Below are 25,232 nucleotides of genomic sequence, written 5' to 3' on the forward strand. Positions count from 1 at the left end.
CTTCCAGTGACTGGACTAATACAACTTTTGCAACCCATCTTTGTCCCCGTTTTTCTTAAAATACTCATACTGGGTTTTTACCTTTTGGATCAGGTCGTAATCGTTCCAGGTTTTAAGGTCTTCGTATGATGGCCGGTAATACTCCATAAATTTTTGCACCGTAACACTGTCTGTTACGCCTGTTACACGCATTACAAGGGGTTTATTGTATCGCCTGTCTACCGCTGATGCTTCTAATTCGCGTTTACTAAACGCGGCAAACCGCTTGGCCCGGCCCGGGGTTTTGCCAAATAATTCATATATCCCGGTTAAAGGTGATACCAGCATAGACAGCGCAGGTGGGTTACCGTTGTAAAAAGTGCCCTGTTTACGGTAATCGCCCATAATTTCGGTTAGTTCCTGCTTTTTTGTCTGGCCAATAACACGCACCTCGTTAAGCCGCACCTCGGGCTGCATATAAACAATCATGCCGTAGTTAGTAGCTTCCTGCTTTTGCGGGGTGTAATCCCTTTTGGTGAACAGCAGCGTATCGCCAACGTTGGCGCTGATGCTGAAATTACCAAGCCCATCGCACTCGGTAACGCCTTTGGTGCGCATATTGGTAACCAATACTTCCGTTAACTTAACCGACGAGATCCGTTTATATATAGCCCCTTTTATAACTGTTTGCTGTGCAGAAACAAGGAAGGTAAAGCAGAACAGATTTATTATACAGGCTATTACAAACTTCAAGGGCATATTATTTAACGCAGCAAACTTATAAAATGTATATGGTTTGAAATGTGAAAAAGTGTTAAAGTTGGCGAGTCGGGAAGTCCGAACGTCCGGAAGCCCGGAGGATTGCAACGTATAACTTTCTGGCTTTCGGACTTTTCCGACTTTCGGACTAAAAAACTATCTTTGCGCATGATAAAATCCATGACAGGGTATGGAATTGCCAGTTATGACTCCGGCAAAACAAAATATACCGTTGAGATCAAATCCCTGAACAGTAAATTTCTTGAATTATCCCTGCGCCTGCCCAAAATATTTTCTGAAAAAGAATTTCAGTTACGTAACGATTGCAGCAAGCAGATAGACCGTGGTAAAGTAAACCTTTCTATCAATGTAGAGCAGGCAACCTCCAATGTAAAAGCCGCCGGTATTGACCGTGAACTGCTTAAACATTATTATAACCAGCTTAAAAGCGTAAGCGACGAGCTTAACGAACCCGGTGGCAACCTGCTGCAGTTAGCCTTAGGCTTGCCCGAAGTTGTTAAGTACGAAGAAGATACCGTATCTGATGATGAATGGAAACTGGTTGAAAAAACTTTTCAGCAAGCTATGGCTGCCTTTCAGCAGTTCCGTAGTGATGAGGGGAATGTATTGGAGCAGGATATTAAAATGCGTATCGGCATTATCCTGAAAAACCTGGAACTGGTTGAGGTTGAAGAACCAAAACGGGTACCTATCATCCGCGAGCGACTGAACCAGTTTTTAAGCGAAGCCGTGGGCGCCGAGAGTATGGACAAAAACCGCTTTGAGCAGGAACTGATCTATTTTATAGATAAACTTGACATTACGGAAGAAAAGATCCGCCTTAAAGCGCATTGCGAATACTTCATCGAAACATTGAAAAATGCCGATGCTAACGGTAAAAAGCTGGGCTTTATTTCGCAGGAAATTGGGCGCGAAATAAATACATTGGGTTCTAAAGCAAACGACGCTAACATGCAAAAGCTTGTTGTAGGCATGAAAGAAGAACTTGAAAAAATTAAAGAACAATTACTTAATGTGTTATAAAGTTTAAAGGTTTGAATGTTGAAAAGTTGGAATGTTAACTCCACGGCCTACAACATTTAAACGTTCCAACATTACAACTTTCCAACAATAATGAAAGAAGGTAAACTCATCATATTTTCGGCCCCGTCGGGTGCAGGTAAAACCACCATAGTACATCACCTGCTTGGGCAGATACCGAATCTGGAGTTTTCTATTTCGGCTACTACCAGGCCGGCGCGCGGCGAAGAACAGGACGGTAAGGACTATTACTTCATAAGCCTGCCCGAGTTTACCCACCGTATAGCAAAAAAGCAGTTTGTAGAGTTTGAAGAGGTTTACACCGGTACCTTTTACGGTACACTTCGTACCGAGATAGAGCGCATTTGGGCAAAAGGCAAAACCGTTATTTTTGATATTGATGTAGAAGGCGGTATGCACCTTAAACGCAAGTACGGCGAGCAGGCGCTGGCAATATTTGTACAGCCGCCATCGCTGGAAGTTTTAAAAGAACGCCTTACCGGCCGCGGTACCGATAGCCCCGAAAAGCTGAAGGAACGCTTTTTAAAAGCTGAAAAAGAACTTAATTACGCGCCCCAGTTTGATATTATCCTTAAAAATTACGATCTTGAAACGGCTTGCAAGGAAGCGGAGGAATTGGTTACCAATTTTATTGGATAATAGCTGGCGGTTATCGCTCTAAGCGCTCTTACTTCTACCGCCACACGTTCATATTATTCTTCTACTATGATCCATGAACTATTAACCATCAGCAAGAATGAAGATAGGCTTACTATTCGGTTCATTTAATCCTATACATATCGGGCATTTAATTATTGCCAACTACATGGCCAACCATACCACGCTGGATAAAGTTTGGTTGGTGGTATCGCCCCAAAACCCCTTAAAAAAGTACGGCGACCTGATCAACACTTACGACAGGCTGGAAATGGCCAAACTGGCTACCGATAATGCCACCAATATTACCGTAAGCGATGTGGAACTAAAATTACCACAACCGTCATACACTATTGATACCCTTACCCATTTAAAAGAGAAATATCCCGAACACGAGTTTGCGCTTATTATGGGATCTGATAACCTGGCAACCATTCATAAATGGAAAAACTATAAGCTGATATTGCGCGATTACCAGGTTTATGTTTACCCGCGCCCCGGCTATGAAAACGCCGAATTTGCATCGCACCCATCCGTTACCATTACTATGACGCCTCTGATGGAGTTATCGGCGACTTTTATCCGTAAATCGCTGGCCGAGAAAAAGAATGTGCAATATTTTGTACCGGACGCTGTTTTAAAATTTATAGAGAGTAAAAGTCTGTACAGGATTTAAGTTTGTATATTTATAAAAAGGAGTTGCTATGCTAACAAAGGATAAAGTAAAAGAACTTGTCGATCACATGCCTGATACATTTTCGGTAGATGATCTGGTAGAAAAAATAATCATCCTTCAAAAAATCGAGATTGCGCGTAAACAGATTGAAAACGGGGAATTTTTAACCGAAGAAGAATTAGACGCTGAGATTGAGAAGTGGGACTAACCATTATTTATTCTCATATCGCAAGGCGCGACATGAGGGCTATTTATAATTTTATCCGGCGAGACTCCTTATTTTATGCCCAAAAGGAAGTAAAAGATATTCGCACCGCTGTAAAAAAGCTAAAGTTAAATTCCCAATTGGGTCGAAAATTTGAAGAATTTGATGATGAATTAACTCGCGAACTTATTTTTAAAAATTATCGAATCATTTACGACATAGTTCCTGATAAGCACATCATCATTCTTTCTATCCATCACCACTCCCGCAGCCTAAGCAACAACCCGGCTTTTACGTCAGAGGATTAGTCTTTCTGCTTTCGCCTTTCAGCTTAACACTCTATCTTTGCCTTGTGAGCGAGAAAACCATCCTTAAACTTCAGTTACCTACCGACCCGCTATGGGTTAAGAACGTTGTAGAAAGCAATATTGAAGAGCTGTTAACCGACCATGCGTATTGCGAGCAAAAAGCGGCCACAAATGCTATCACCCTCATCGTTCAAAACCCAAACCTGAGCGATGTGGTGCAGGAAATGATAGCACTTGCCCAGGAGGAGATGGATCACTTTAAGCGCGTGCACGAAATTTTGCTGCAGCGTGGCTTTACTTTGGGTAAAGAACGCAAGGATAATTATGTGAACGAACTACGCAAATTTATCATTGTAGGCGGTGGCCGCGAGGCGCAACTCATAGACAGGCTGCTATTTTCGGCCATGATAGAGGCCCGCAGCTGCGAACGCTTTAAGGTGCTATCAGAAAATATTAACGACGAGGCGCTTTCTATATTTTATCACGAACTGATGGTGAGCGAGGCAACCCACTACGCCATGTTTTTAAGGCTTGCCAAGAAACACGCGGTAGAGATTGACGTAGATGCCCGCTGGAAGGAGTTTTTGGCTTACGAAGCGCAGGTGATCCAGAATTACGGCAAGGGCGAAACTATACACGGCTAATATAGGTTTGACAAATTTAAAATTGTTAAATCTGGCCAATTCAAATCTTACTAATTGAACCCTGCCACATTACGTAAATAGTTGTTCATCATTTCAATATCTACTATATCATTCATATAGCAAATATGCATATCCGGGCGGATAATAAGGGCTTTACGCATGCCGGGCTTTAACTCAAAGGCTTCAAAAATATGCCAGTTGGTATTTGAGGGCGGCAGGTGAAAAAAGTTTATCCGGCCCTGGTAGTGCTGCGTTATCCATTTGGCAAGGGTAAACAAATAGCTTTCCTTTATCTCGCCCAGGGTGATTAGCGTGAAACCCGGTTTACTGCACCAGGCATGGATATCGGTCCTGGTCTTTTTCTTTTCGTCGAAGATCTCCAGGTACGGCAGGCGGTCGCCGGCTTTTATTTTGGTATCCTGCCCCAGGTGCAGGTTTATTTTGCTATCGCGATAGCTGATGCCTGTTTGCGATACCTGTTTAAAAAAATACCGGCGCGATGTTTCATTTTTCCATACCAGTTTTAACACATTTGGTATAATGTACCGTTTTAACAACCCGCTAAACCAGCTTCGGGAGGTGATCACATTAAACATACGGTCCGTAGTGCTAAGTAAATCCTTGGCCACAGGCATGCGTTCAATAGCGTAGCTGCTCAGGATGCTGTCTTTTATTTGTCTGTTAATTACAGCAGCCAGTTTCCAGCCCAGGTTATAAGCATCCTGCAGACCAGTGTTCATGCCCTGCCCGCCAACCGGTGAATGGATATGCGCGGCATCGCCAATTAAATAACACCTGCCATCGCTAAACTTTTCGGCCATGCGGTGGTGCAGTTTATAGGTGGTGAACCAGTTAACCTGATCGATCTCTATTCCAACTCCGGTAATATTTTGCAGTTGTGGCAGCACATCGTTCATTTGCAGGTCTTCCCTTTCTTCCAATCCATCCGGCAAACTGGCTACTATCCTAAACGACCGTTCTTCAGGCATCGGGAAAAACCCCGCGAAACCTTTCTTAGCCACAAACAGGTTTACTACCTCGCCATTCATGGCACTGGTCAGCTTAACATCCGCCAGGTAAAATTTATGCTGATAGGTATCGCCGGTAAACGGGATAGCCAGTTGCTTACGCACCACACTGTGCGCGCCATCGGCACCTATAACGTAATCGCAGGTAAGCTCATAAGTACTTTCGCCGTTTTGCAGGGTAGCAGTAACAGCGCCTGTATCTTGCTTCAGACCCACAAGGGTAGTTTCCCAGTAAACCGGGCAACAGGCGGTAGTTAAGTATTCCAGCAGGGTGCGTTCGTTTTTGCTTTGCTGGTACAGGTGAATAAAGGGGAACAGCGTTTGGGTATCGCCCATTTCCTTTAACGAGAGCGAAACCAACTGCTCGCCGCCCATATTAAAAGATAAGCCGCCGGCCTGTTTGCCCCCGTTGAGAACTTTATCTATGACCCCTAACTGCCTGTAAATTTCCAGTGAACGCGCCTGTACCGCTAATGCCTTAGATTGATTGGTGGGACCTTGCTTAATATCAATAATAACAGGCTGCACACCGTTGCGCAGTAATTGCGCGGCCATCATCAAACCGGATGGCCCGGCGCCAACTATCAGTACACTGGTATGCCGCGGAAGGGCTATCATCTCATTTTAGGCATGAAATAGTAAATATATAGCCGGGCGCTTACGCAGGTCGGGCACTTGCTTTAACCATTCGGCTATGGGCATGGTTTTAATAAATTCCGTAGGCGCGGTGATATCGCAGGCAATGCAAAGCCTTGTTGTGGGCTTGCAGGTTCTCAATACTTCCTGCAGCATACTATCGTTACGGAACGGCGTTTCGATGAATAGTTGTGTTTGCTTATTATTTATAGCCAGGGTTTCCAGTTCCTTAATGCGCTTGCTGCGCTCTAATTTATCAATAGGCAAATAACCGTGGAAGGTGAAGCTTTGTCCGCTAAATCCCGATGCCATCAGCGCCAGCAAAATAGAGCTTGGGCCAACCAGCGGCACAACCTTTATACCCTTGCGGTGCGCCTCGGCTACGATATCCGCGCCTGGGTCGGCAATGCCCGGGCAGCCGGCTTCGCTCATCAGGCCAACGTCCTTACCCACAACCAATCCTCTAAAAAACTCCTTTAGGCCGGCGTCGCGGTTGTGTTTACCATAGTCGTGGATCACCAGCTCGCTTTGCGGGGTTTTAAGTCCGGCCAGCTTTAAAAAACGGCGGGCGGTTTTTTCGTTCTCAACAATGTATTCGTTTACATGGTTAATGGTATCAACCAAATAAGGAGTAAACGATTGGGCCGCGGCCTCATCTGCAAGGGGTACAGGTATTAAAAAGAGGGTTCCGTAGGCCATAATATTATACGTTTTAAGCCCCCTCTAAATCTCCCCCGTTAGGGGAGACTTTAAGAAAACTGGATTAAATTTTTATTTCAATTTCGCAAGCGCCTGGCGGATGCGTGGTATCATTTGCTGGATATCGCTTAATGTGCTTGCCCCTACCGATGCCCTGAACCAGGTTACTTCTTCGCCGGTGCCAAATGCCGAGAACGGCACAAAGGCAACGCCCGCTTCCTTGATCAGGTAGAAATTCACATCCGCCGAGTTGTTTAGTACCTGCCCATCCGGTGTGGTTTTGCCGGTATAATCAACCCTTACGGTTAAGTAAATAGCACCCATCGGCTCGATAGAATCTACACTTAAGCCTTCCGCTTTTAAGGCCTGGAAACCTTCGTGAAGTGTACTTAAACTGGCCTGAATGTTACCCTTCAGTTTATCAAGGTAAGTATTAACGTAGGTCTCGTTTTTAAGATATTCGGCCATAGCAACCTGCTCCGCCTTTGGCGACCATGCGCCCATGTGGCCAACTATGGCTTTCATATTAGTGATTATTTCGGCCGGGCCAAAGCCCCAGCCCACGCGTACGCCCGTGGCCGCAAAACATTTCGATCCGCCGTCAATAAATACGGTGTAATCCTTCAACTCGGGGCGCAGGGTTACCGGGTCGTAATGTTTGTATTCGCCAAAGGTTAATTGCGAGTAGATTTGATCGTATAGTAAATACAATGGTTTCTCATCCCCACCACGGCTTTTATTTTCAGCGATCACCAGGTCACAAATTTCTTCCAGGTCCTTTTTGCCAAACATGGTACCTGTAGGGTTTAACGGCGAGCATAATGCCAGCATGGTAGCGCCCTTTAAATGCGGGGCAATTTCATCCGCTGTAGGCATAAAGTTGTTTCCGGCACGGGTTTCTACCAAAATCGCTTCGGCACCTGTCAAGTCGCAATAATGGTTATTGTTCCACGATGGTGTCGGAAAAACCACTTTATCACCCGGGTCAACCAGGGCCAGGTAGGTAGAATATATCAATGGGCGTGAACCACCCGATATTAAGATCTGGTTAGCAGCGTACTCCAAACCCATCCTGTTTTTAAGAAACGCCGATACACTTTCGCGCAGGCTCAGCATCCCATCGGCAGGCGGGTAATTGGTTTGATTATGGTTATAGGCATCAATAATGCCGTCTTTCAGTTCTGTCGGGATAGGATAAATATCAGCATCAAAATCGCCAATGGTTAGGTTAGCAATGTTTTGTCCCTGCTTTTTTAATTCGTTTATTTCGCCGGCTATTTTTATGATCTCGGAGCCGTGTAAATTTTGCGCTAATACTGATACTTTCATTGATAGATTAATTACAGGGGGTAAAGATAGCAAAGCCCCCTCTAAATCTCCCCCGTTAGGGGAGACTTTTAAAAAAAAAGCCCATCTCCTTCAAAGAAGAATTGGGGGTGAGGCAAAAAGGGGAAGGACAAAAGAGCCAAAAGAAGAAAGACCAAAGCAAAAAGCTATTTCAATAAAAAAGCGAAAAGAAACATCAATTGATACTGCTTTTCGCTTTATGCTTTAACCTTTCAACTTATTACAAATATGCTTTCCTCAGCCGGATGATCCGCGCCCAGTGCATCAGTTTCATGATAGGATAAACCGGGTCTATCTCGAACCATTTGGCGCCAAAGTTGGCGCTGTTTGGGCGTTTGTGATGGTTGTTCTGGAACAATTCGCCAAGCATCAGGAAATCAAACGGGGTTGTGTTTTTCGATTTATCGTTGTTATCAAAGTTTGAGTAACCGTATTTATGGCCGCACCAATTTACAATAGCGCCGTGTAAAGGGCCCATTATAAAATGGATAGGGATCAATAAATACATCCACCATTGTGTGGCAAATACCACGTAAAAGGCAATGTAAAACAAGCCGAATATAATGCGCGATACGATAGATGAACCCACGTAATCTAAAAACTTCCACTCGGGGTAGTTACCTTTAAAGCGTTCCTCGGGCTCCTTCAATCTTTTCTCGTGCTTACGGTAGCTTATGGCCGTGTAATACATCATCTGGAAAACATCCTTAAAAAAATGCGGCGAATGCGGGTCCTTCTCGGTATCGCTGTAAGCATGGTGCTCGCGGTGCATTATGGCATAAGCACGCGGGTTTAAATATGATGATCCCTGGAACAGATAAGTCATGATATGAAAGATGCGCTCAAAAAATTTATGGGTAGTAAACATTTTATGAGAAGCGTACCTATGCAGAAAAAAAGTTTGGAAGAACAGTGATAAAAACCAGTGCCCTAAAAAGAAAATTAATATGATCACAAAAATTAAATTTAACGTGGATGTATATTATTTATAATGATTACAAATATACGATTAAAACCCCATTTGGGATTTAAAATTGATGTTTACTAATGTCATTATTACGAAAAAGCCGCTCAGAACATACTAAGCGGCTTTTAAAAAGGATTTATTTTGAGGCTTATGCCTGGCTATCTCTAAGGGCTTTGATCCTGTCGTGGCCTTCATTTATAAGCTGTTGCTGCTGGGCAATAACTGTAGCAAATTGTGGCGATAAACCGTTATCTTCAGATAATGCATCGCGGTACGCTTTTTTAATGGCATCCTCGCCGCGTTCGCATTCCTCTAAAATACTTTTACGGTCGTGGCCGGTAAAGGTAGCTTTAACATCAAGCCATGCGCGGTGAATGGTACCGGTTGCAGTATTACCTGTTTCAACCTCGCCACCTGCCTGGCCTACGGCTGCGCTAAGTTCCTGTACGTTGCGGCGGCTATCGCTTGCAAATTGCTCAAATACGGCTTTCAGGTCGGCATCGCCTTCACCAAGGTCTTTAGCAGCGCGGTCAAAGCCATCTATGCGGTCGTTGTTAATTTCAATTAGGTCGTTTAAAACTTCAACTGATTTTTCTGTGGTAGTTTCCATAGTAGTAGTAATTATAATTTGTTTGGTACTACCTATGCAACCACCATGCCACGGTTAACTTTTAATTATAAAAATTTCAAATTTAGTTGCCCCAACCGCGTATCAGCATAATTAAATTAAGCATAACGATTTTCCAGTATACAAATAGTCCTTTATAAGGAACACCATGCTACTTAATGGTATAGTTTAACAGTTTCGACGTAGCTACAATACCCAATAAGTTTGTATCTGTTTCCAGTAAACCAATGCCTTTGGCCAGATAATAATCATAAGTACCAAAATCTTCAAATCCGCTTCCCATATCATATTGAACAATAAGTTGGGTATGGATAACATTTTTATAAGTTTTGCCCAGCACAACTTTGGTAATGTCTTTCTCTATGATCCTTCCCTTTGTGCGGGCAGGTATACTATTAATAAATCCGCTCGGGCTCATTTTAGCGGTCCATTCGCCGTTTACCGGCAAGTTACTGTCCAGGTAATTAAACTCTACAACGGTGCCGCTTTGTAATGTTGCGCCCAGTATTTTGTAATTATGGTCGTCAACATAATAGTAACCCACCTCGGCTTCTCTGCCGGCGGTGCTGCTTTTGGCTTCAAAATAATTAAGCCCGTTTATCGGGGTTATTACGCCTGTTAAATGGATTTCTGAAGTAGCTTTAGTACCGGTGCCGGGGTCGGTTACATACGTCCAGCTGGTACCTTTAGAAGTTGGCATGTAGCTATTAGCAAATGCGTTGTTTTCTGAAGTGCCGTTAGCCTCGTACCCTGTAAAATCCGGCGGGTCTTTTCTGCAAGAACTCACTAACAGTATAATAGCCGGAAGCAGTATTAGTAAATATTTTTTCAAATGATACTTATTAAATGATTTATGAGGATAAAGATAAATAAACAAAGCCCGACCCGCAACTGCAGAACGGGCTTTATACTATCCGCTTTCGCGGGATGTGATGATAGGTTAGGTGGGCTTAAGTAAGCCCGGCAGGTATTACTTTATAACGTAGCTTTTCAACTCCGACTTTAAGAGATCCTTTGTAGGTGTTTTTGAATAGATGGCAATAATGCCCACTCCTTTTGCGATGTAAAAATCGGTAGTGGCAGTGGTGGTGTAGTTAGCGCCGTTTTTAAATTGAACCTCGCTCACGCTATGCACAACGTTATTATAGGTTTTGCCCGCTACAACTTTACTGATACCCTTATCGGCAATGGTAGTTTTAATACGGCTATCAACGTCGCCTGTGCTCAGTACAGTTATAAATGATTCGCCTTTTGCTTTGGTATCATCAAAGTATGGTATTTCTACCACATCTTCGCCATCTACCGAGCGGGTGGTATAAACATGGTTGTTAATCCCAATGTACTCTTTTTGTTCGTCGCCCTCAGATACTACTTTTAGTTCGTAGTACTTTTTTCCATCGAAGGTTTTGGTAATGCCGGTAACCGTGTTAACCGATGTTTCTTTGTCTACCGAGTTTTCGAGGCCATAATATTCAGTTTCGTAAGTCCATGCGGAACCTGCGGTTAAAGGCTGATATTCGCCTGCGTTGCCGCCAGGGTTATTGTTATTATCGTTATCCTTTTTACAGGCGGTAAAAATTGATAAAATTGCTATTAAGGTGAAGATATGTTTTTTCATTTTCTGTTTTAAAATTACCGGCAATAGCCGTTTGTTATATATTTTGATTAATTAATAGACCCAAAACCGATATGGTACCTATACCAATTTTGAACCTATATAACCCATGACGGACATTTTAGTGTATGTGTTACACCTGCCATTAATTTTTTTTAAACAATAAAAAAGGCCGCCCTTACGGGCGGCCCTCTTCAATTTAGTTAGTTGTAGTATTATTCTTTTTCGCTTTTGGCAGTTTCATTTATACCACCTTCGGCAATTTGGGTAAGCAGTCCATCGCAGTTTTTTTCTTCCTGCAGGGTAGCATCCAACAGTTCGGCCGCTTCGGCATAGCCTAATGTGCGGGCCAGTGTTTTTAACGTACCGTACGATGCAATTTCGTAGTGCTCTATTTTTTGCGCTGCCGATATAATACCTGCATCGCGGGTTAAAGTACCTTTTTCAGTTTCAGAAATGATCTCTTCCCCTTCTTTCAATAAACCAGCCATCGCTTCGCATTTTACGGCAACGGCTTTTTCATCGATAGATGCAAAAGCGCTCTCCAGGCGGGTTATCTGGTTCTCAGTTTCTGCCAGGTGATTTTCAATAGCCGTACGCAATTCATCAGAAGTTGCAGCTTTTGCCATTTTAGGTAAGGCTTTTGCCAGGTGTTTTTCGGCCCAGTAAATGTCCTTTAATTCGTCAAGAAACAATTCGTTAAGTGCCGATTCTTCTACATTGTCTGTAGTTTCGGGAGCTTTTTTTGTTTTAGTAGTTGCCATGTGAGTAGATGTTTTATTTTAACTTGTGTATGATATAACACACCTACAGGTTTTAAGTTTTACTTATATGATAATTATTTAATTATAAATACTATGCGCCTTTTTTAGTTTTCAGGCTTTCCATCAGTTGTTCATAAAGGTCGTTGCTTTTGGTTTTATGTGGTTTAAGCTTTTTAATAGTAGCCCGTTTGCCTTTTGATTTTGCCTTGATGATTTTCAATAACTCATCGTTATACTCGTCTTTAAATTTAGATACATCAAAAGCTTCGGCATACTGCTTGATCAGGGCAAGGCCTACATCAAGTTCCTTTTTGCTGATGTTTACATCATCCGCTATATTCAGTTCGTCGGTATCGCGGATCTCCTGCCCAAAGCGGATACGGGTTATCACCAGTACGTTATCAACCGGGTGCACAATGCACAAGCTTTCGGTACTGCGCAGTACAAAACGGGCTAAGCCCGCCTTACCCGATTTTTTGAGGGCCTGCAGCAGCAGCGCATAAGCCTTATTATTTTTGGTATCGGGTTCGGTATAGTACGATGTTTCGTAAAACATAGGGTTTACATCGGTTATATCAACAAAGCTTTCAATTTCCACCACTTTGCTTTTTTCGGGCGCGGCCGCTTCAAAATCGGCCGCTTCTACAATTACGTAATCATCGTTAAGCTTATAACCTTTCACAATTTTATCATAAGGCACTTCCTTGTGGGTTTTCTCGTTCACCCGCTGGTAGCGGATGCGTTCGTGGTCGCGCGAATCCAGCATATCCAGGTCGATAGAACTGGTTTGTACAGCCGAATACAATTTAACAGGTATGCTTACCAACCCAAAGCCAAGCGAGCCTTTCCATATCGATCTCATAATAAAATAGTTTTAGTACAGGTTACTATAACCCTTAAAAAAGCGAACGGTTTTAAAATGAGAATATTAACTGCGCTTAAGGTGCGGCTTACGCCAGGTAACCAGCCGCCAGGCAACTTCGGCAGTAAGCAGGATGCAGATAGCGAATATGGCGGCCTGTATTGATTTTGGTGTGGATGCAAACGCCCCGGCCAACGCTATAAAATATACACCGAACGGCAATATCAATACCATACATAATGCCGCCACATTTAACGGGATCTTAAATGGCCTTTTTACATTGGGTGATGTGATTCGCAGTTTTATTAACGATATATACTCTAACGATAAGCCCGCGCCGTAAACGGTTACATCGATAATAAGCAGTTCGGCAAAGGGCCACAGTATCATAAAACTAACTACTATCGAACAAATAATGATAGATACATAAGGTGTTTGAAAACGCGAATGCAATACATTAAGCCTTTGCGGCAACAGCCCGTCGCCGGCCATGGCTTTAGGTACGCGCGATACAGATAACAATACTGCCGCATAAATACCTAACGAACTGGCCATGCCCCCAATAGCCAGTATGGCCCCCAACCAACGGCCGCTTACTATTTCGCCAAGCGCCGGGAAACCATCTTCCAGGAAGCTACTATGGCTGATGCCTGATTGCTGCGCAGCCATAATGGCGAAGAAATAAACTACCATTACCAATGCAAAGGCAGCAAAACTTGATATAAGGTACGAGCGTACGGGCGTTTCAACCTCCTCGGCATAGGTGGTAACGTTATCCCAGCCCAGGCAGTTCCACATTACGGTATATAGGGCTATCCCGAAGGAAGAGAACGGCAAGCCGTTAAGTGTTTGAGATGGGATACTGATATTATCCCCATGCTGATAAATAACCAATACTATTAATATAATAAGCGGCGATAATACTGCCGCGCCCAAAAACAAGGCCGTGCGGCCCACCGGCACTATGCCTAAAATATTCAGTATTGCCGATAGCCATACAATAACCAGGCAAACCTGTATGCGATAGGCTTCTATCCCCGGGAAAAAATACGAGGCGTAGGTTACAAACAGCACGGGGTAAATAGCCAGGTCGACAAAAGTGTAGATCCATGTCCACCACCCTTCATAAAAACCCCAGCGGGGACCCAGCGCATGCTTAACCCATTTATAATAACCGCCGGTTACGGGCATCATGCTGTTTAGCTCTAACACGGTAAATATGGCGGGCACGTCCCAAAGCAAGGGGGTAACCAGCAGTATCAGGAACGCTGCATGTTCACCGGCATAATTCAACAGCGGCTCCAGCCCGTAGGGGCCGCCGGAAACCGTAAAAAAAACAAGTGCAACAAGCTGAAAGGGCTTTATTTTTCTGGTTAAAACAGGTTGCTGCATAAGGCATAAAAATATTATTTATGTTTTTAATTACCACTTGCCTGCAGCATATATTTTAAAAAAACGCGCCTGCGGGCTATCAGCAGGCCATAAACGCCTTAATTTATCAAGTATCAGGGCATATATTATATGTTTCAACTTTAATTATCACATACGTATTACTACGCATAAAAATATACCAATATGCAGGGATTGTCCCAAAATGCTGATTGTGTGAACTTTACATTCATAAACTAAACACTAAAAATATTATGAAAAAGTTATTACTAAGCGCGGTATTTGCATTAACACTATGCTTTGCTGCAAAAGCACAGGACGAAACTGTGGCAGAAAACCCCGCAGAAATTAAAGACACCAAAACATTAACTGTTGACGAGTTAAAAGCACAGCGTGCAGAACTTGTTGCTATGTTAAAATCAGAAGATTTTCAGAAAGTTTTGGCAAAAGCAGATAATTTAAAAGTACCTAAAGAAGCCGGTATTGCAGGTGTTGATGCTTTAGCCAATATGGTATCTACCATGTTAACCCAGTTAAAAGAGAACAGGCAGCTTATCCCTCAAATGTATGCCAGTGTAACCGGCCAAACAATTGATGGCTTACCAACCACCGAAGTTAAACCGCTATCGCCAGATCAGCTGGTAGGTTTTTCAAAACTATGCCTGGCAATGGGTTCAAGCTTGCTTAAATCTTCAAAAGACCTGATCACCCTTCCGGGCGAAATTAAAAGCGCAGGTTTAATGAAAGGCATTAAAGGTTTAAAATCTTTAATGTATATCAAAAGCAGCATCGGCGCTTTAAAACAAGAAATTTCTTTCAACTCAAAAATGATAAACAACCTTATTGCTACTAATAAGCTGGCAATGGCTGCGAACACAACAAAATAAAGCTTCTTTATTTAGTTTTAAAGAGGGTGCTGCACGGGGGGTGCGGCCCCTCTTTTTTGTTTGTATGAACCGGGATTCCTGCGATTTTTACGATTAGCAGGATTTCTTAATAAATGTCAGATCGTTTTGTACAAATGCCACCTGGGAGTACCCGCACCGGATAAATCCTGTTGATCGTATTGATCTGTTTAATCCCGGTTCCGAACGTGTGCTTATTACACATACCCACCTGCACATCCGCAAAAATTTTGCACATTTGCAATTCAGCATCTCGTACCCCAAATGGATCAGTATTTCATTATAGATTTCGACAGCACCTTTACACAGGTAGAAGCTTTAGACGAATTAGCGCGTATCTCATTAAAAAATCATCCCGACAGGGAAGCTATCTATAAAAAGATAGAAGACCTTACCAACGCCTCGATGGAGGGGCGCCTCTCGTTCACCGAAAGCCTGGAACAAAGGGTTAAGCTGCTTTGCGCCAACCGCGACCACCTGAAAATGCTGATAACCCATTTAAAAAAGAAAGTTTCCACTTCGTTTTCGCGCAATACCATATTTTTTAAGAACCACCAGGATAAGGTGCTCATTGTATCGGGCGGGTTTAAGGAGTTTATTACGCCCGTGGTTACCGAGTATCATATAAAAAAAGAAAACATTTACGCCAACACCTTTGTGTTTGATGAGGAAGGCAATATTATTGGGTACGACCGCGGGAACCCCCTATCGCAGGAGGGCGGCAAGGTTAAGTTGTTAAAAGAATTAAACCTGCCCGGCGAGATCTTTGGTATTGGCGACGGCTACTCGGATTTTCAGCTGAAGGAATCGGGCATGATCAAAAAATTCTTTGCCTTTACCGAAAATATCGAGCGTAAATCCGTCGCCGAAAAAGCCGACCATATAACCCCCAGTTTCGACGAGTTTTTATACATCAATAAACTGCCAAGGGCCATATCCTACCCAAAAAACCGTATAAAATGCCTGGTGGTGGGTAATATAGATGAGGAAGCTTTAGCCCAAATGAAACGCGAGGGCTATAACTTGCGCCATCGCGATAGCATAGAAGAAAAATATCTTGACGAAGCCGGCGTACTGTTTTGTGATGAAGCAAACCTGCCCAGGCCCGAACAGCTTACCAACGCCGGCCGCTTAAAGGTAATTGGTTGTTTCGGCCGTGTAAACCGTAAACTGGCCGAGGCTGCCTGTGATAAAGGCATTATTATTTTTGATGACCCAAAAGCCAATCCCCGCAATACGGATTTTATCCCCCGCAGGGTGATAGCTTTTATGAACGAGGGTAAAACGCACATGAGCTGCAACTTCCCCGATTTGCAGCCACCACGCATTAATAATGCACACCGGCTGATACATATCCACAAGAACGTGCCCGGCATACTGGCGCAGATAAACGAGGTTTTTGCCAACCACAACATCAATATTGTTGGCGAGTTTTTGGTGACCAACCCGCAAATTGGCTATGTAATTACCGATGTTAATACCGGTTACGATACCCACGTACTAAACGAACTGAAAGCCATTGAACAGACGATAAAGTTCAGGCTGCTTTATTAGGGAGTTAGTTCATGGGCTATGGTTCATGGATCATGGTAACTGCTATTAACCATCAACTATAAGCTATTCCTCAACCAATGGTACCACCAGCACCGGCACATGCGAGTTACGTACCACCGTTTCGGCAACACTGCCCATCAGCAGCCTGTCTATACCCGTGCGGCCATGTGTGCCTATAACGATAAGGTCGGCCTTAAACTCTTTGCTGCAGCTTAAAATGCCGTCCGCTGTAGATCCATATTCGTTAAAATGGGTAACCTGCAATCCTTTAGCATATTTTTTTACCGTGCGCTCTATAACGCTTTCGGCTTGGTCTTTCTGGATGTCCAACAAATTCATTTCGTTGTAATTGGCGGTTTCTATCGGTAAACCCATAAGATTATCGGCGTTGCTCTCGGGCGTTATAGCCGGCTCAACAATGTGCACCAGGCCAACATGGGCATTAAAGGTATGGGCTATATCAAAGCCGTATGATGCGGCGTATTCGGCAAATTTGCTGTCGTCTATCCCGATAAGTATCTTGCTGATCTTCATGGCTATGAGGGTTCTGGTTTACCATTACTAAACAAACGGCGGTAAATATGTTTTAGCAAAAAATGCAAATGACTACAGCCTGTATTTGCCGAACATGCGTTTCAGATACTTGGTTTTCGCCAGTTCTGTTTTAGATAAAGCCGTTTTTTGGGCCAAATAAATGCCGCCATCCCCGCTGAAAAAGTACGCCGTGAAACATGCTATGGCGAAGAAGATGGCATACTCGCCACCGAAAAGTTCAATCCCCATTAAGGTACAGGCAATTGGTGTGTTGGTTGCCCCAGCAAACACAGCTATGAAACCAAGGGCTGCGAACAAACCAACCGGCGCGTTCATTAACTCAGCAAGGCTATTGCCTAACGTGGACCCAATATAAAACAGCGGCGTAACCTCTCCCCCTTTGAAACCTGTACCTAAAGTAATGGCCGTGTAGATCAACTTCCAAAGCCAGCTAAAAGCATCTGCCCCGGCGTGCTGAAAGGCCGATACGATGGTTACCGCGCCGGGGTATTCGGCATCAACCCCAAGGCTTAAGTAATCGGGCTTGCCTAAAATATAAGTAAGAGTGATGATAACCAATCCCCCGATAATGGGTATTACCCAAGTGATTTTGATCCACTTAAGCGAGAAATTTTTTACCATGTGCACGGCCCTGGCAAAAGCATAACTTACCCCGCCAAATACAGCAGAGGCTACCACTACTTTGCCTAAAAGCCACAAACCAAGTGGCAAATGGATGCCATAAAATGTTTGGCCGGTATTTACAATATCGATGTGGTAAAGCGTATGATGAATACCCCATAACGATACCGTAATATCGCCCACATAACCCGCTACAAGGCAGGCAAAGAAAGATCTGTACGGGATGCGCCCGATGGCTATTACTTCCAGCGCGAAGATCGTCCCAGTTAACGGTGTACCAAATACTGCCCCAAAACCTGCTGCAACGCCTGCTGTAAGGATCACCTTTTTATCACCCCCATCCAGTTTAAATAAGCTGCCAAACCAATTGGCAAGGCTACCGCCGATTTGCACCGCTGTGCCCTCGCGCCCCGCAGAGCCGCCGAACAGATGCGTTATAACCGTAGTAATTAATATAAGTGGTGCCATACGTTTGGGCACACCGGCACCGGGCTGATGGATCTCGTCGATAATGAGATTGTTGCCGCGTTCGGCACTCGCACCGTACCATTTATAAAGCAGGTGGATAACCGCACCTGCGGCAGGCAGCAGGTACAAAAGCCAGGTATGCGCAAAGCGGAAATGGATTGCCCAACTTAGCAGCCACAGAAAAAAGGCCACCATACTGCCAATAGCCACAGCTACGGGAGTGGTGACAAGCATCCAGCGGACAAGATATTTTAAAAGCGAAACGAGATTGGAAACGATATTTTTAAACATAACCTACGTGCAAATAAATAAACAACTTATTTGGGTAGGCGTCATCAGCTTTGCAGCGGTTCAAGTAGGCAGAACACCATTGCCTTGTTTGTATAACACAAATATAGTTTTTTGATTGAACTTGGGTTACTTATCAGCCAAATATTTATTAATGCTTATGGGGATCAAACAAGAAACAGTAAACCTGAATTTTAAATGGAATAAATTTTCCAAAACCACTAAGGTCTTTTTGATCAGCAGCTTCATATTTGCTTTTTCGCTTATTAGATTTAGCTTCAGTACCGAATATATCGGCTATTTTGCCGGTGAATGTAACGGGGTATGTAAAGTGAATTATACCATCACCTCTAACAAATTAATTATTGATAATTTTAATAATGATAACGGCAAGAATACACATAAGGTAATAAAGGGTGACTTCGACGGCCTTAAATTTAACGCGCCATTTTTGCTGCTGTCAAACATCACAGGCCGCTTTGGTTGTCCCGATTGCGATGATGGTGGTGGATATGTTATGGGCTATAAATTTTTGTGGATGCACTTCAGTTTTGAGTTTGACAGGGATTCCTCGCCCTGGTATTTTAGCGGTGCGGTTGCCATTATAAAGGAAAGGCTTAAAAAAATAGACGAGTTGGCGGCATCTCGATCTAATCCCTAAACTTTCTATCTTTGTCCTATGAGTATCTCGCCCGAAATAGAACAACGACTTACCCTGCTGCAGGAAAAATATAATGCCATGGGCCAGGACATGACCTCGTACCTGGATGGCCTGCTGCATGCCGACTTTTTAACCTATTGGGATTACATTCACCTGGATACGCTTTTGAGCCTGCAAAGCCCAAAAACGCCCTTCCCTGATGAAGAGATCTTTATCATGTACCACCAGATAACCGAGCTGCACTTTAAGTTGGTACTGCACGAGTGCAAGCAGCTATCGGGTGCCGAAAACCTTACCGCAGCATTTTTTACCGCACGTTTAAAACGCATTAACCGCTACTTTGAGGCGCTCACGCACTCGTTCGAGATCATGGTGGATGGTATGGATAAGGAGCAGTTTTTGCAATTCAGGATGAGTTTATTGCCGGCCAGCGGTTTCCAAAGCGGGCAGTACCGCCTGATAGAGATCTACGCTACCGATTTTATCAACCTTGTAGCCCCCGATCACCGCCAGGCGTTAGCTTCGGCACCTGTTGAGGAGCAATTTGAACAGATCTACTGGAAGTACGGCGCTACCGAATTATCTACCGGTAAAAAAACGCTTACACTTAAACAGTTCGAAAAAAAATACGCTAAAACATTTATCGAACTGGCTAAAAATGTTGTGGATACCAACTTTAACGCCCTGCTGCAGCAACTAAAATACAAAGGCGAAAGCACAACCGCTTTAGAAGACGAATTAAGGCAGCTGGATGTTAATGTAAACGTTAACTGGCCCCTGTGCCACTATAAATCGGCCGTGCGTTACCTAAACCGCGACCCTGAGGATATCAAGGCAACCGGCGGCACCAACTGGCAAAAATACCTGCCTCCGCGTTTTCAGCGCCGCATATTTTATCCATCGTTATGGAATGCCGAACAGTTGGAGAACTGGGGCAAAGCCTGGGTTGAGAAAACAATTAGCGAGTTGTAGCCTATTTGTTAATTTGCTGTAATATAGCGTTGAAAATGGCGCAAAAGTTAAAAAATCGCCCGAAAATTTCTAACTTGCCATTTTCGCACTAAATGCATACTGCCATGACCGATACACTGGACATAAAGATCACCAAAACACAACATTCCCGTTTAGCTGAAACGGATTTTAGCAACCTGCCCTTCGGTAAGGTTTTTTCTGACCACATGTTTGTGGCCGATTACGCCGATGGCGAGTGGAAGAATTTTGAGATACTGCCATACGGCCCTATCCTGATGAGCCCGGCTATTTCTGCGCTGCATTATGGCCAGTCGTTTTTTGAAGGTATTAAAGCCTACAAACATGCCGACGGAACGGTTTCTATCTTCCGCCCGGACAAGAACGCTATCCGCTTTAATAAGTCGGCAGAGCGCCTGTGCATGCCTACCCTGCCCGAAGAAGTTTTTGTACAAAGCATAGCCGCGCTGGTTGATATTGACCGCGAGTGGATCCCCGGCAAGGCCAACCATGCGCTATATATCCGCCCGTTCATGTTCGCTACCGATCCATTTTTGGGCGTAACGCCATCGGCTACCTATAAGTTTATAGTTATCATTGGCCCAACCGGCCCGTATTTTTCAAAAGCCCTTAGGGTTAAAATTGAAACGCATTTTACCCGCGCTGCCGAAGGCGGTATGGGTTTTGCCAAAGCTGCGGGTAACTATGGCTCGGCCATGCTGCCTGCCCGCAAAGCTGCCCAAGAGGGTTTTGACCAGCTGATATGGACAGACGCAAAAGAGCATAAATATGTTGAAGAAATGGGCGCCGCTAACGCCATGTTCCTGTTAGATGGTAAGCTAATTACCGCCGAAGCAAAAGATACCATACTTGATGGCGTAACCCGCGATACGGTGATCGCCCTGGCTAAAGATTGGGGTATCCCGGTTGAGGAGCGCAAGGTTTCTGTCGCCGAGCTGATTGAAGGTGCCAAAAATGGCAAACTGACCGATGCCTTTGGCGCCGGTACTGCCGCAACAATCGCCCCTGTTGGCTCTATCAGTGTTGATGGTGAAGAATATCCGCTTAGCGACCCTGCTACAAGGGCCTTTTCGCAAAAGGTATTATCCACGCTTGATGCCATCAAATACGGCCGCGCCGAAGACACCCACGGCTGGAATTATATTGTATAATTTGATCTATCAGATATCGAGATCCCCGTATGAAAATGCGGGGATTTTTTGTTTTATAAGGTAGCCTTCACCACTATATAAGGCGACAGTGCCTTACTATCTATTGGTACAAGTTTGGTGAATACTTTACCGGCCACCCATATAGCTTTAACAATGGCTTTTGAAAGCGCCTTTTGTTCCGATTTGTTTTCCAGCCATACGGTAAACTTGCCGTGGTAATAGGTTTCGATATCTTTTAAGCCCAGGGCTTTGCAGCTATCGCGCAGCAGGTTAAGGTCCATGCTGTTGATGTTGTGTTTATCGTAGTTGTCCTTGTCAAAATTCTTTTGCACCCAGCCGTTAACACTTTTAAAATTGGGCAGGGTGATAAACAGCGTGCCGCCCGGCTTTAAAAATTTAAGGTGTTCGTTAATTATGAATTTGGTATCGTTAAAATGCTCTATCAAACCAAAGGAAAGCACCATGTCATACTTTTCGGCAGGCTGGTAGGTGAACAGGTCGGCTTCGATGATACTGATATCGCCGGGCTGCAGGTCGTTAGCGGCCAGCAGTTTGTTTACCAGCTCGGGATGGATAAAATAATCCAGCAGGGTGGTTTTTAAATGCCGATATTTTTTTAGGTAGATGGAGTAATAGCCGGGGAAGCCGCCGAGTTCAATAGAATTTTTTATGCCTTTTTCGGCAATTAGCTTAGCCAGTATATCGCCAAAAACATAATTGGGCTTCAGTTTAAATATAAGCCCCTTGCGCGATTCCCAAAATGATTTCCAGAACGGGCGGTCGGTTAAATTATTCTCCATTAAATATTAAATATGGGCTTCGGTTTTTTGCTCCAATATGCGCGCCGGATTGCCCACGGCAACGCTGTTATCGGGTATATTTTTTATTACTACCGCGCCCGCCCCAATAATCACGTTATTACCCACGGTTACATCGCCAATAATACAAACGTTTGCGCCTACATCAACATTATTACCCAAACGCGGGCAATTAGTAAAGGTGCCGTCGGCAAGTTTTTTATGGCCTATGGTAACGCTGTTACGCAAAACGCAGTTATTGCCAATAACAACGCCCTGGTTTACCACCAGCGCCTGGCCGTGATAAACAATAAGGCCTTTGCCGGCGGTAAGTTTGCGGGGCAGCTCGATACCCAGATGCCACTCTACAAACAGGCGGTAAAGCACCAGGTGCCAGCAAAAAAGTATCTTTAAAAGGATGTGGCGGTTTACAATCTGTACCGAACGGAACAAAAACAACACAAATCGCCCTTTTATATTGCCCCGGTTGGCGCTCCAATCCTGGAATAAATAAGCGAAAAAGTTCATCCTTGCTTCGTGGTTTGCTGTTAAACTCCATTATTGATGCGAATGAAGTATTCAAAAGTAAAATTTTTAATTTTAGTATCATTATACTTGCCCCGATAAATGATATCTGCTGAATGAAGGTTGCACTCATAAACACATCCGACTCGGGCGGCGGCGCTGCCGAGGCCTGCATGCGCCTTTTAAAGGCCCTGCAATTGCAGGCGGTAGATGTAACCCTGGTTGTTCAGCATAAAAAACGCGCGGACAGCGCGGTTTATAGTGTGGAGCGTAACCTGTTTGGCAAATTGCGTTCAAAAGTAAACTTCCTTAGGGAACGGCTGCCGTTCATGTGGTTTCATGAGCGTGACAGATCGGTGCGGTTTGCCTTTTCAACAGCTAACGCGGGAACGGATATCAGCAGGTCGAAGGTGATACAGCAAGCAGATATTATTCACCTGCACTGGACAAACTCGGGCTTCCTTTCCGTAGGTGATCTTAAAAAACTCCTTGCACTTAACAAACCCGTAGTGTGGACACTGCACGATATGTGGGCCTTTACCGGCGGCTGCCATTATTCGGGCCCATGCAACCATTTTAAAAATCAGTGCGGCAACTGCTACTTCTTACGCGAGCCGGAAGATGACGACCTATCGCACGACGGATGGCTGCACAAAAAGGATATGCTTAGTATTGCCAAAAACCTGTCTGTAGTAACTTGCAGCAATTGGCTGGCGGGTGTAGCCAAACAAAGTACCCTATTACAAAATCACAGCATTCAGGCTATTCCTAACCCCATCGATACCGAACTTTTTTCGCCCGGAGATAAAGCCGCTGCAAGAGCAAAATGGGGCATCGATCCATCGGCAAAAATCATACTGTTTGGGGCTGCCAACATCAACGACAGGCGCAAGGGCATCAGCTTTCTGGTAGATGCCTTACATTTCCTGAAAAACGAACCTGCACCAGATACTCCTGTAGAAATAGTGATATTTGGCAAGAACAAACATTTTGACACCTCTGCATTGCCTTACCCGGTGCACCAGTTAAATACCATTACTTCGCCGGCAGACCTGGCCGAAATATACAGCATGGCCGATGTTTTTGTATCGCCATCGGTAGAAGACAACCTGCCCAACATGATCATGGAAGCCATGAGTTGCGGCACACCTGTGGCAGCCTTTAACACCGGCGGTATCCCCGACCTGATAGACCACCAGGTAAACGGTTACCTGGCCGAGTTTAAATCGCCTATTGACCTGGCCGCGGGCATCAACGATATATTAAACTCCGGCAACCATAATGCCTATGCCGCTGCCGCAAGGGATAAGGTTACACATATGTTCAATAACGAGAAGGTTGCCGGGCAATATATTAAGTTGTATCAATCTATCCTAACTGCCCATTCTTAATGAAAAAAATAAAGAATATTATCTGGGTAGCATTTTTGGGATATTTTATATATAAAGTGGCTTTAAATTCATTTACAGATAATTTTCTTGGGGACGAGCCTCAAATTACAAAAGCAATAATTGTTGATGAAAAGAATTATATGGAAAACCAGCCTGTAAAACCCAGGTTCTCCTATTCATATTCCTTCACTGTTAATAGCAAAGAATATAGAGGTAATTCACATGATACAACGCTCGCAGTTGGTGATACCGTTGAAGTGAAATATAATAAAGAACATCCGGGCATAAATAAACCATTGCACCCAAAAGAATAGATTACTTATCCTAATACTTATAAAGATAGATATATGAAACCAGTGCTATCGGTAATCACCATCGTTTATAACAATTCGCGGGATATCGAGCGCACCCTGCTTTCGGTGCTTAACCAAACCTACGGCGCAATAGAATATATTGTAGTTGATGGCGCATCAAACGATGGTACGCTGGAAATTATTAAACGATACGAGAACCGCATAGCCAAACTCATCAGCGAAAAGGATAAGGGTATTTACGATGCCATGAACAAAGGCCTTGCCCTGGCAACCGGCGATTATGTGATATTCATGAACTCGGGCGATGAGTTTTACGCTAATGATACCGTTGCCAAAGTTTTCGCTACCGCGCCGGATGCCGACATTTACTACGGCGAAACCGAAATGGTGAACGATGAGCGCGAAAGCCTTGGCCGCCGCCGCCACAAAGCACCTGCAAAATTTACCTGGCGCAGCTTTAAATACGGCATGAGCGTGAGCCACCAGGCTATCTATATCAAGCGGTCGCTTGTTGAACCTTACGACCCCAAATACCAGCTAAGCGCCGATATCGACTGGATCATCCGCGCAGCTAAAAAGGCAAAAAAGATAGTTAAGGTAGACGGTTATGTAGCTAAATATTTGGTGGGTGGTATGTCCAAAGCTAAACACAAACAAAGCTTACTGGAGCGCTTTGATATTATGAAACGGCATTACGGCCTTGTGCCAACGCTGTTTAACCACGCGGTTATCGCTTTTAACCTGGGTTGGTATTGGTTGAGGAATAGAAGGACGAACGATTAATTTTACTTCTATGTCATTGCGAGGG

General features: G+C 44.2%; 29 protein-coding genes and 1 riboswitch. Of the genes, 14 read left to right on the forward strand and 15 right to left on the reverse strand.

Annotated elements, in window-relative coordinates; genetic code table 11:
* Window positions 1-15: 15 nt before the first annotated feature.
* Complete coding sequence (locus EWM62_RS17180) at window positions 16-738, reverse strand: hypothetical protein (RefSeq protein ID WP_129877914.1); 723 nt, start codon at window positions 736-738, stop codon at window positions 16-18.
* Between the two features lie 168 nt (window positions 739-906).
* On the opposite strand from EWM62_RS17180, the gene EWM62_RS17185 reads away from it, so the two are divergent.
* The 6 genes from EWM62_RS17185 (at window position 907) to miaE (ending at window position 4,269) form a co-directional block, all read left to right on the forward strand.
* On the forward strand, window positions 907-1,782 hold the full coding sequence (locus tag EWM62_RS17185; RefSeq protein ID WP_238989385.1) for a YicC/YloC family endoribonuclease: 876 nt from the start codon (window positions 907-909) through the stop codon (window positions 1,780-1,782).
* Window positions 1,783-1,872: 90 nt separating this feature from the next.
* Entirely contained in the window at window positions 1,873-2,439 is a 567-nt protein-coding gene (gene gmk / locus EWM62_RS17190; protein ID WP_129877915.1) for a guanylate kinase, read from the forward strand.
* 97 nt (window positions 2,440-2,536) lie between these two features.
* Window positions 2,537-3,112 (forward strand): nicotinate (nicotinamide) nucleotide adenylyltransferase, encoded by a 576-nt coding sequence (nadD, locus tag EWM62_RS17195; RefSeq protein ID WP_129877916.1) that lies wholly within the window; start codon window positions 2,537-2,539, stop codon window positions 3,110-3,112.
* A 28-nt stretch (window positions 3,113-3,140) separates the two neighbouring features.
* Window positions 3,141-3,320 carry a hypothetical protein gene (locus EWM62_RS17200; protein ID WP_129877917.1) on the forward strand — a complete coding sequence of 60 codons (180 nt, stop codon included), beginning with the start codon at window positions 3,141-3,143 and terminating at the stop codon, window positions 3,318-3,320.
* Complete coding sequence (locus tag EWM62_RS17205) at window positions 3,311-3,625, forward strand: type II toxin-antitoxin system RelE/ParE family toxin (protein ID WP_129877918.1); 315 nt, start codon at window positions 3,311-3,313, stop codon at window positions 3,623-3,625. Before EWM62_RS17200 ends, EWM62_RS17205 begins: the two co-directional genes overlap by 10 nt.
* A gap of 44 nt (window positions 3,626-3,669) precedes the next feature.
* Window positions 3,670-4,269: a tRNA-(ms[2]io[6]A)-hydroxylase gene (gene miaE, locus EWM62_RS17210; protein ID WP_203235076.1), complete on the forward strand. Its 600-nt coding sequence runs from the start codon at window positions 3,670-3,672 to the stop codon at window positions 4,267-4,269.
* 50 nt (window positions 4,270-4,319) lie between these two features.
* Here miaE and EWM62_RS17215 read toward each other — a convergent pair whose 3' ends face one another.
* From EWM62_RS17215 to EWM62_RS17260, 10 genes are all read right to left on the reverse strand, one after another.
* Window positions 4,320-5,915, reverse strand: coding sequence for an FAD-dependent monooxygenase (locus EWM62_RS17215; RefSeq protein ID WP_129877919.1), 1,596 nt, complete (start codon window positions 5,913-5,915; stop codon window positions 4,320-4,322).
* Between the two features lie 6 nt (window positions 5,916-5,921).
* Window positions 5,922-6,632 (reverse strand): SAM-dependent methyltransferase, encoded by a 711-nt coding sequence (locus EWM62_RS17220; RefSeq protein WP_129877920.1) that lies wholly within the window; start codon window positions 6,630-6,632, stop codon window positions 5,922-5,924.
* Window positions 6,633-6,704: 72 nt separating this feature from the next.
* Complete coding sequence (locus tag EWM62_RS17225; protein ID WP_129877921.1) at window positions 6,705-7,961, reverse strand: pyridoxal phosphate-dependent aminotransferase; 1,257 nt, start codon at window positions 7,959-7,961, stop codon at window positions 6,705-6,707.
* A 238-nt stretch (window positions 7,962-8,199) separates the two neighbouring features.
* The gene (locus tag EWM62_RS17230; protein ID WP_129877922.1) at window positions 8,200-8,934 is read right to left on the reverse strand and encodes an acyl-CoA desaturase; all 735 of its coding nucleotides are present in this window, start codon (window positions 8,932-8,934) and stop codon (window positions 8,200-8,202) included.
* 160 nt (window positions 8,935-9,094) lie between these two features.
* Entirely contained in the window at window positions 9,095-9,556 is a 462-nt protein-coding gene (locus EWM62_RS17235) for a ferritin-like domain-containing protein (protein WP_129877923.1), read from the reverse strand.
* 169 nt (window positions 9,557-9,725) lie between these two features.
* A complete protein-coding gene (locus EWM62_RS17240) occupies window positions 9,726-10,406 on the reverse strand; it encodes a hypothetical protein (RefSeq protein ID WP_162499864.1) in 681 nt (226 codons plus the stop codon).
* Window positions 10,407-10,544: 138 nt separating this feature from the next.
* Window positions 10,545-11,192 carry a hypothetical protein gene (locus EWM62_RS17245; RefSeq protein ID WP_129877925.1) on the reverse strand — a complete coding sequence of 216 codons (648 nt, stop codon included), beginning with the start codon at window positions 11,190-11,192 and terminating at the stop codon, window positions 10,545-10,547.
* A gap of 212 nt (window positions 11,193-11,404) precedes the next feature.
* Window positions 11,405-11,953 carry a YciE/YciF ferroxidase family protein gene (locus EWM62_RS17250; RefSeq protein WP_129877926.1) on the reverse strand — a complete coding sequence of 183 codons (549 nt, stop codon included), beginning with the start codon at window positions 11,951-11,953 and terminating at the stop codon, window positions 11,405-11,407.
* A 91-nt stretch (window positions 11,954-12,044) separates the two neighbouring features.
* The gene (ku, locus tag EWM62_RS17255; protein ID WP_129877927.1) at window positions 12,045-12,815 is read right to left on the reverse strand and encodes a non-homologous end joining protein Ku; all 771 of its coding nucleotides are present in this window, start codon (window positions 12,813-12,815) and stop codon (window positions 12,045-12,047) included.
* A gap of 66 nt (window positions 12,816-12,881) precedes the next feature.
* The gene (locus EWM62_RS17260; protein WP_129877928.1) at window positions 12,882-14,207 is read right to left on the reverse strand and encodes an APC family permease; all 1,326 of its coding nucleotides are present in this window, start codon (window positions 14,205-14,207) and stop codon (window positions 12,882-12,884) included.
* Between the two features lie 251 nt (window positions 14,208-14,458).
* Between EWM62_RS17260 and EWM62_RS17265 the strand changes: the two genes are divergently transcribed.
* Together EWM62_RS17265 and EWM62_RS17270 are read left to right on the forward strand one after the other, a co-directional pair.
* On the forward strand, window positions 14,459-15,091 hold the full coding sequence (locus EWM62_RS17265) for a hypothetical protein (protein WP_129877929.1): 633 nt from the start codon (window positions 14,459-14,461) through the stop codon (window positions 15,089-15,091).
* A 282-nt stretch (window positions 15,092-15,373) separates the two neighbouring features.
* A complete protein-coding gene (locus EWM62_RS17270; RefSeq protein ID WP_129877930.1) occupies window positions 15,374-16,663 on the forward strand; it encodes an HAD-IB family phosphatase in 1,290 nt (429 codons plus the stop codon).
* A gap of 63 nt (window positions 16,664-16,726) precedes the next feature.
* On the opposite strand, the gene EWM62_RS17275 is transcribed toward EWM62_RS17270, so the two are convergent.
* Together EWM62_RS17275 and EWM62_RS17280 are read right to left on the reverse strand one after the other, a co-directional pair.
* Window positions 16,727-17,197 (reverse strand): universal stress protein, encoded by a 471-nt coding sequence (locus EWM62_RS17275; protein WP_129877931.1) that lies wholly within the window; start codon window positions 17,195-17,197, stop codon window positions 16,727-16,729.
* Window positions 17,198-17,269: 72 nt separating this feature from the next.
* Window positions 17,270-18,541 (reverse strand): voltage-gated chloride channel family protein, encoded by a 1,272-nt coding sequence (locus tag EWM62_RS17280; RefSeq protein WP_238989386.1) that lies wholly within the window; start codon window positions 18,539-18,541, stop codon window positions 17,270-17,272.
* Between the two features lie 85 nt (window positions 18,542-18,626).
* Window positions 18,627-18,691, reverse strand: a riboswitch (Fluoride riboswitch).
* A gap of 64 nt (window positions 18,692-18,755) precedes the next feature.
* On the opposite strand from EWM62_RS17280, the gene EWM62_RS17285 reads away from it, so the two are divergent.
* The 3 genes from EWM62_RS17285 (at window position 18,756) to EWM62_RS17295 (ending at window position 21,397) form a co-directional block, all read left to right on the forward strand.
* On the forward strand, window positions 18,756-19,256 hold the full coding sequence (locus EWM62_RS17285) for a hypothetical protein (RefSeq protein WP_129877933.1): 501 nt from the start codon (window positions 18,756-18,758) through the stop codon (window positions 19,254-19,256).
* 18 nt (window positions 19,257-19,274) lie between these two features.
* Window positions 19,275-20,228, forward strand: coding sequence for a tryptophan 2,3-dioxygenase family protein (locus EWM62_RS17290; RefSeq protein WP_129877934.1), 954 nt, complete (start codon window positions 19,275-19,277; stop codon window positions 20,226-20,228).
* A gap of 104 nt (window positions 20,229-20,332) precedes the next feature.
* Window positions 20,333-21,397, forward strand: a complete 1,065-nt coding sequence (locus EWM62_RS17295; RefSeq protein ID WP_129877935.1) for a branched-chain amino acid aminotransferase — start codon at window positions 20,333-20,335, stop codon at window positions 21,395-21,397.
* Window positions 21,398-21,450: 53 nt separating this feature from the next.
* Here the strand turns inward: EWM62_RS17295 and EWM62_RS17300 are convergent, their stop codons facing one another.
* Window positions 21,451-22,197 carry a class I SAM-dependent methyltransferase gene (locus EWM62_RS17300; RefSeq protein ID WP_129877936.1) on the reverse strand — a complete coding sequence of 249 codons (747 nt, stop codon included), beginning with the start codon at window positions 22,195-22,197 and terminating at the stop codon, window positions 21,451-21,453.
* 6 nt (window positions 22,198-22,203) lie between these two features.
* Window positions 22,204-22,722 (reverse strand): serine acetyltransferase, encoded by a 519-nt coding sequence (locus tag EWM62_RS19715; RefSeq protein WP_129877937.1) that lies wholly within the window; start codon window positions 22,720-22,722, stop codon window positions 22,204-22,206.
* 113 nt (window positions 22,723-22,835) lie between these two features.
* Between EWM62_RS19715 and EWM62_RS17310 the strand changes: the two genes are divergently transcribed.
* Genes EWM62_RS17310 through EWM62_RS17320 form a run of 3 tightly spaced genes read left to right on the forward strand, consistent with a single transcriptional unit; the run spans window position 22,836 to window position 25,207 of the window.
* Window positions 22,836-24,110: a glycosyltransferase family 4 protein gene (locus tag EWM62_RS17310; RefSeq protein WP_129877938.1), complete on the forward strand. Its 1,275-nt coding sequence runs from the start codon at window positions 22,836-22,838 to the stop codon at window positions 24,108-24,110.
* A complete protein-coding gene (locus EWM62_RS17315; RefSeq protein ID WP_129877939.1) occupies window positions 24,110-24,424 on the forward strand; it encodes a hypothetical protein in 315 nt (104 codons plus the stop codon). Before EWM62_RS17310 ends, EWM62_RS17315 begins: the two co-directional genes overlap by 1 nt.
* 33 nt (window positions 24,425-24,457) lie before the next feature.
* Window positions 24,458-25,207 carry a glycosyltransferase family 2 protein gene (locus EWM62_RS17320; protein ID WP_129877940.1) on the forward strand — a complete coding sequence of 250 codons (750 nt, stop codon included), beginning with the start codon at window positions 24,458-24,460 and terminating at the stop codon, window positions 25,205-25,207.
* Window positions 25,208-25,232: the final 25 nt, after the last annotated feature.

It is taken from the genome of Mucilaginibacter terrigena, from assembly GCF_004168255.1.
Taxonomy (GTDB): domain Bacteria; phylum Bacteroidota; class Bacteroidia; order Sphingobacteriales; family Sphingobacteriaceae; genus Mucilaginibacter; species Mucilaginibacter terrigena.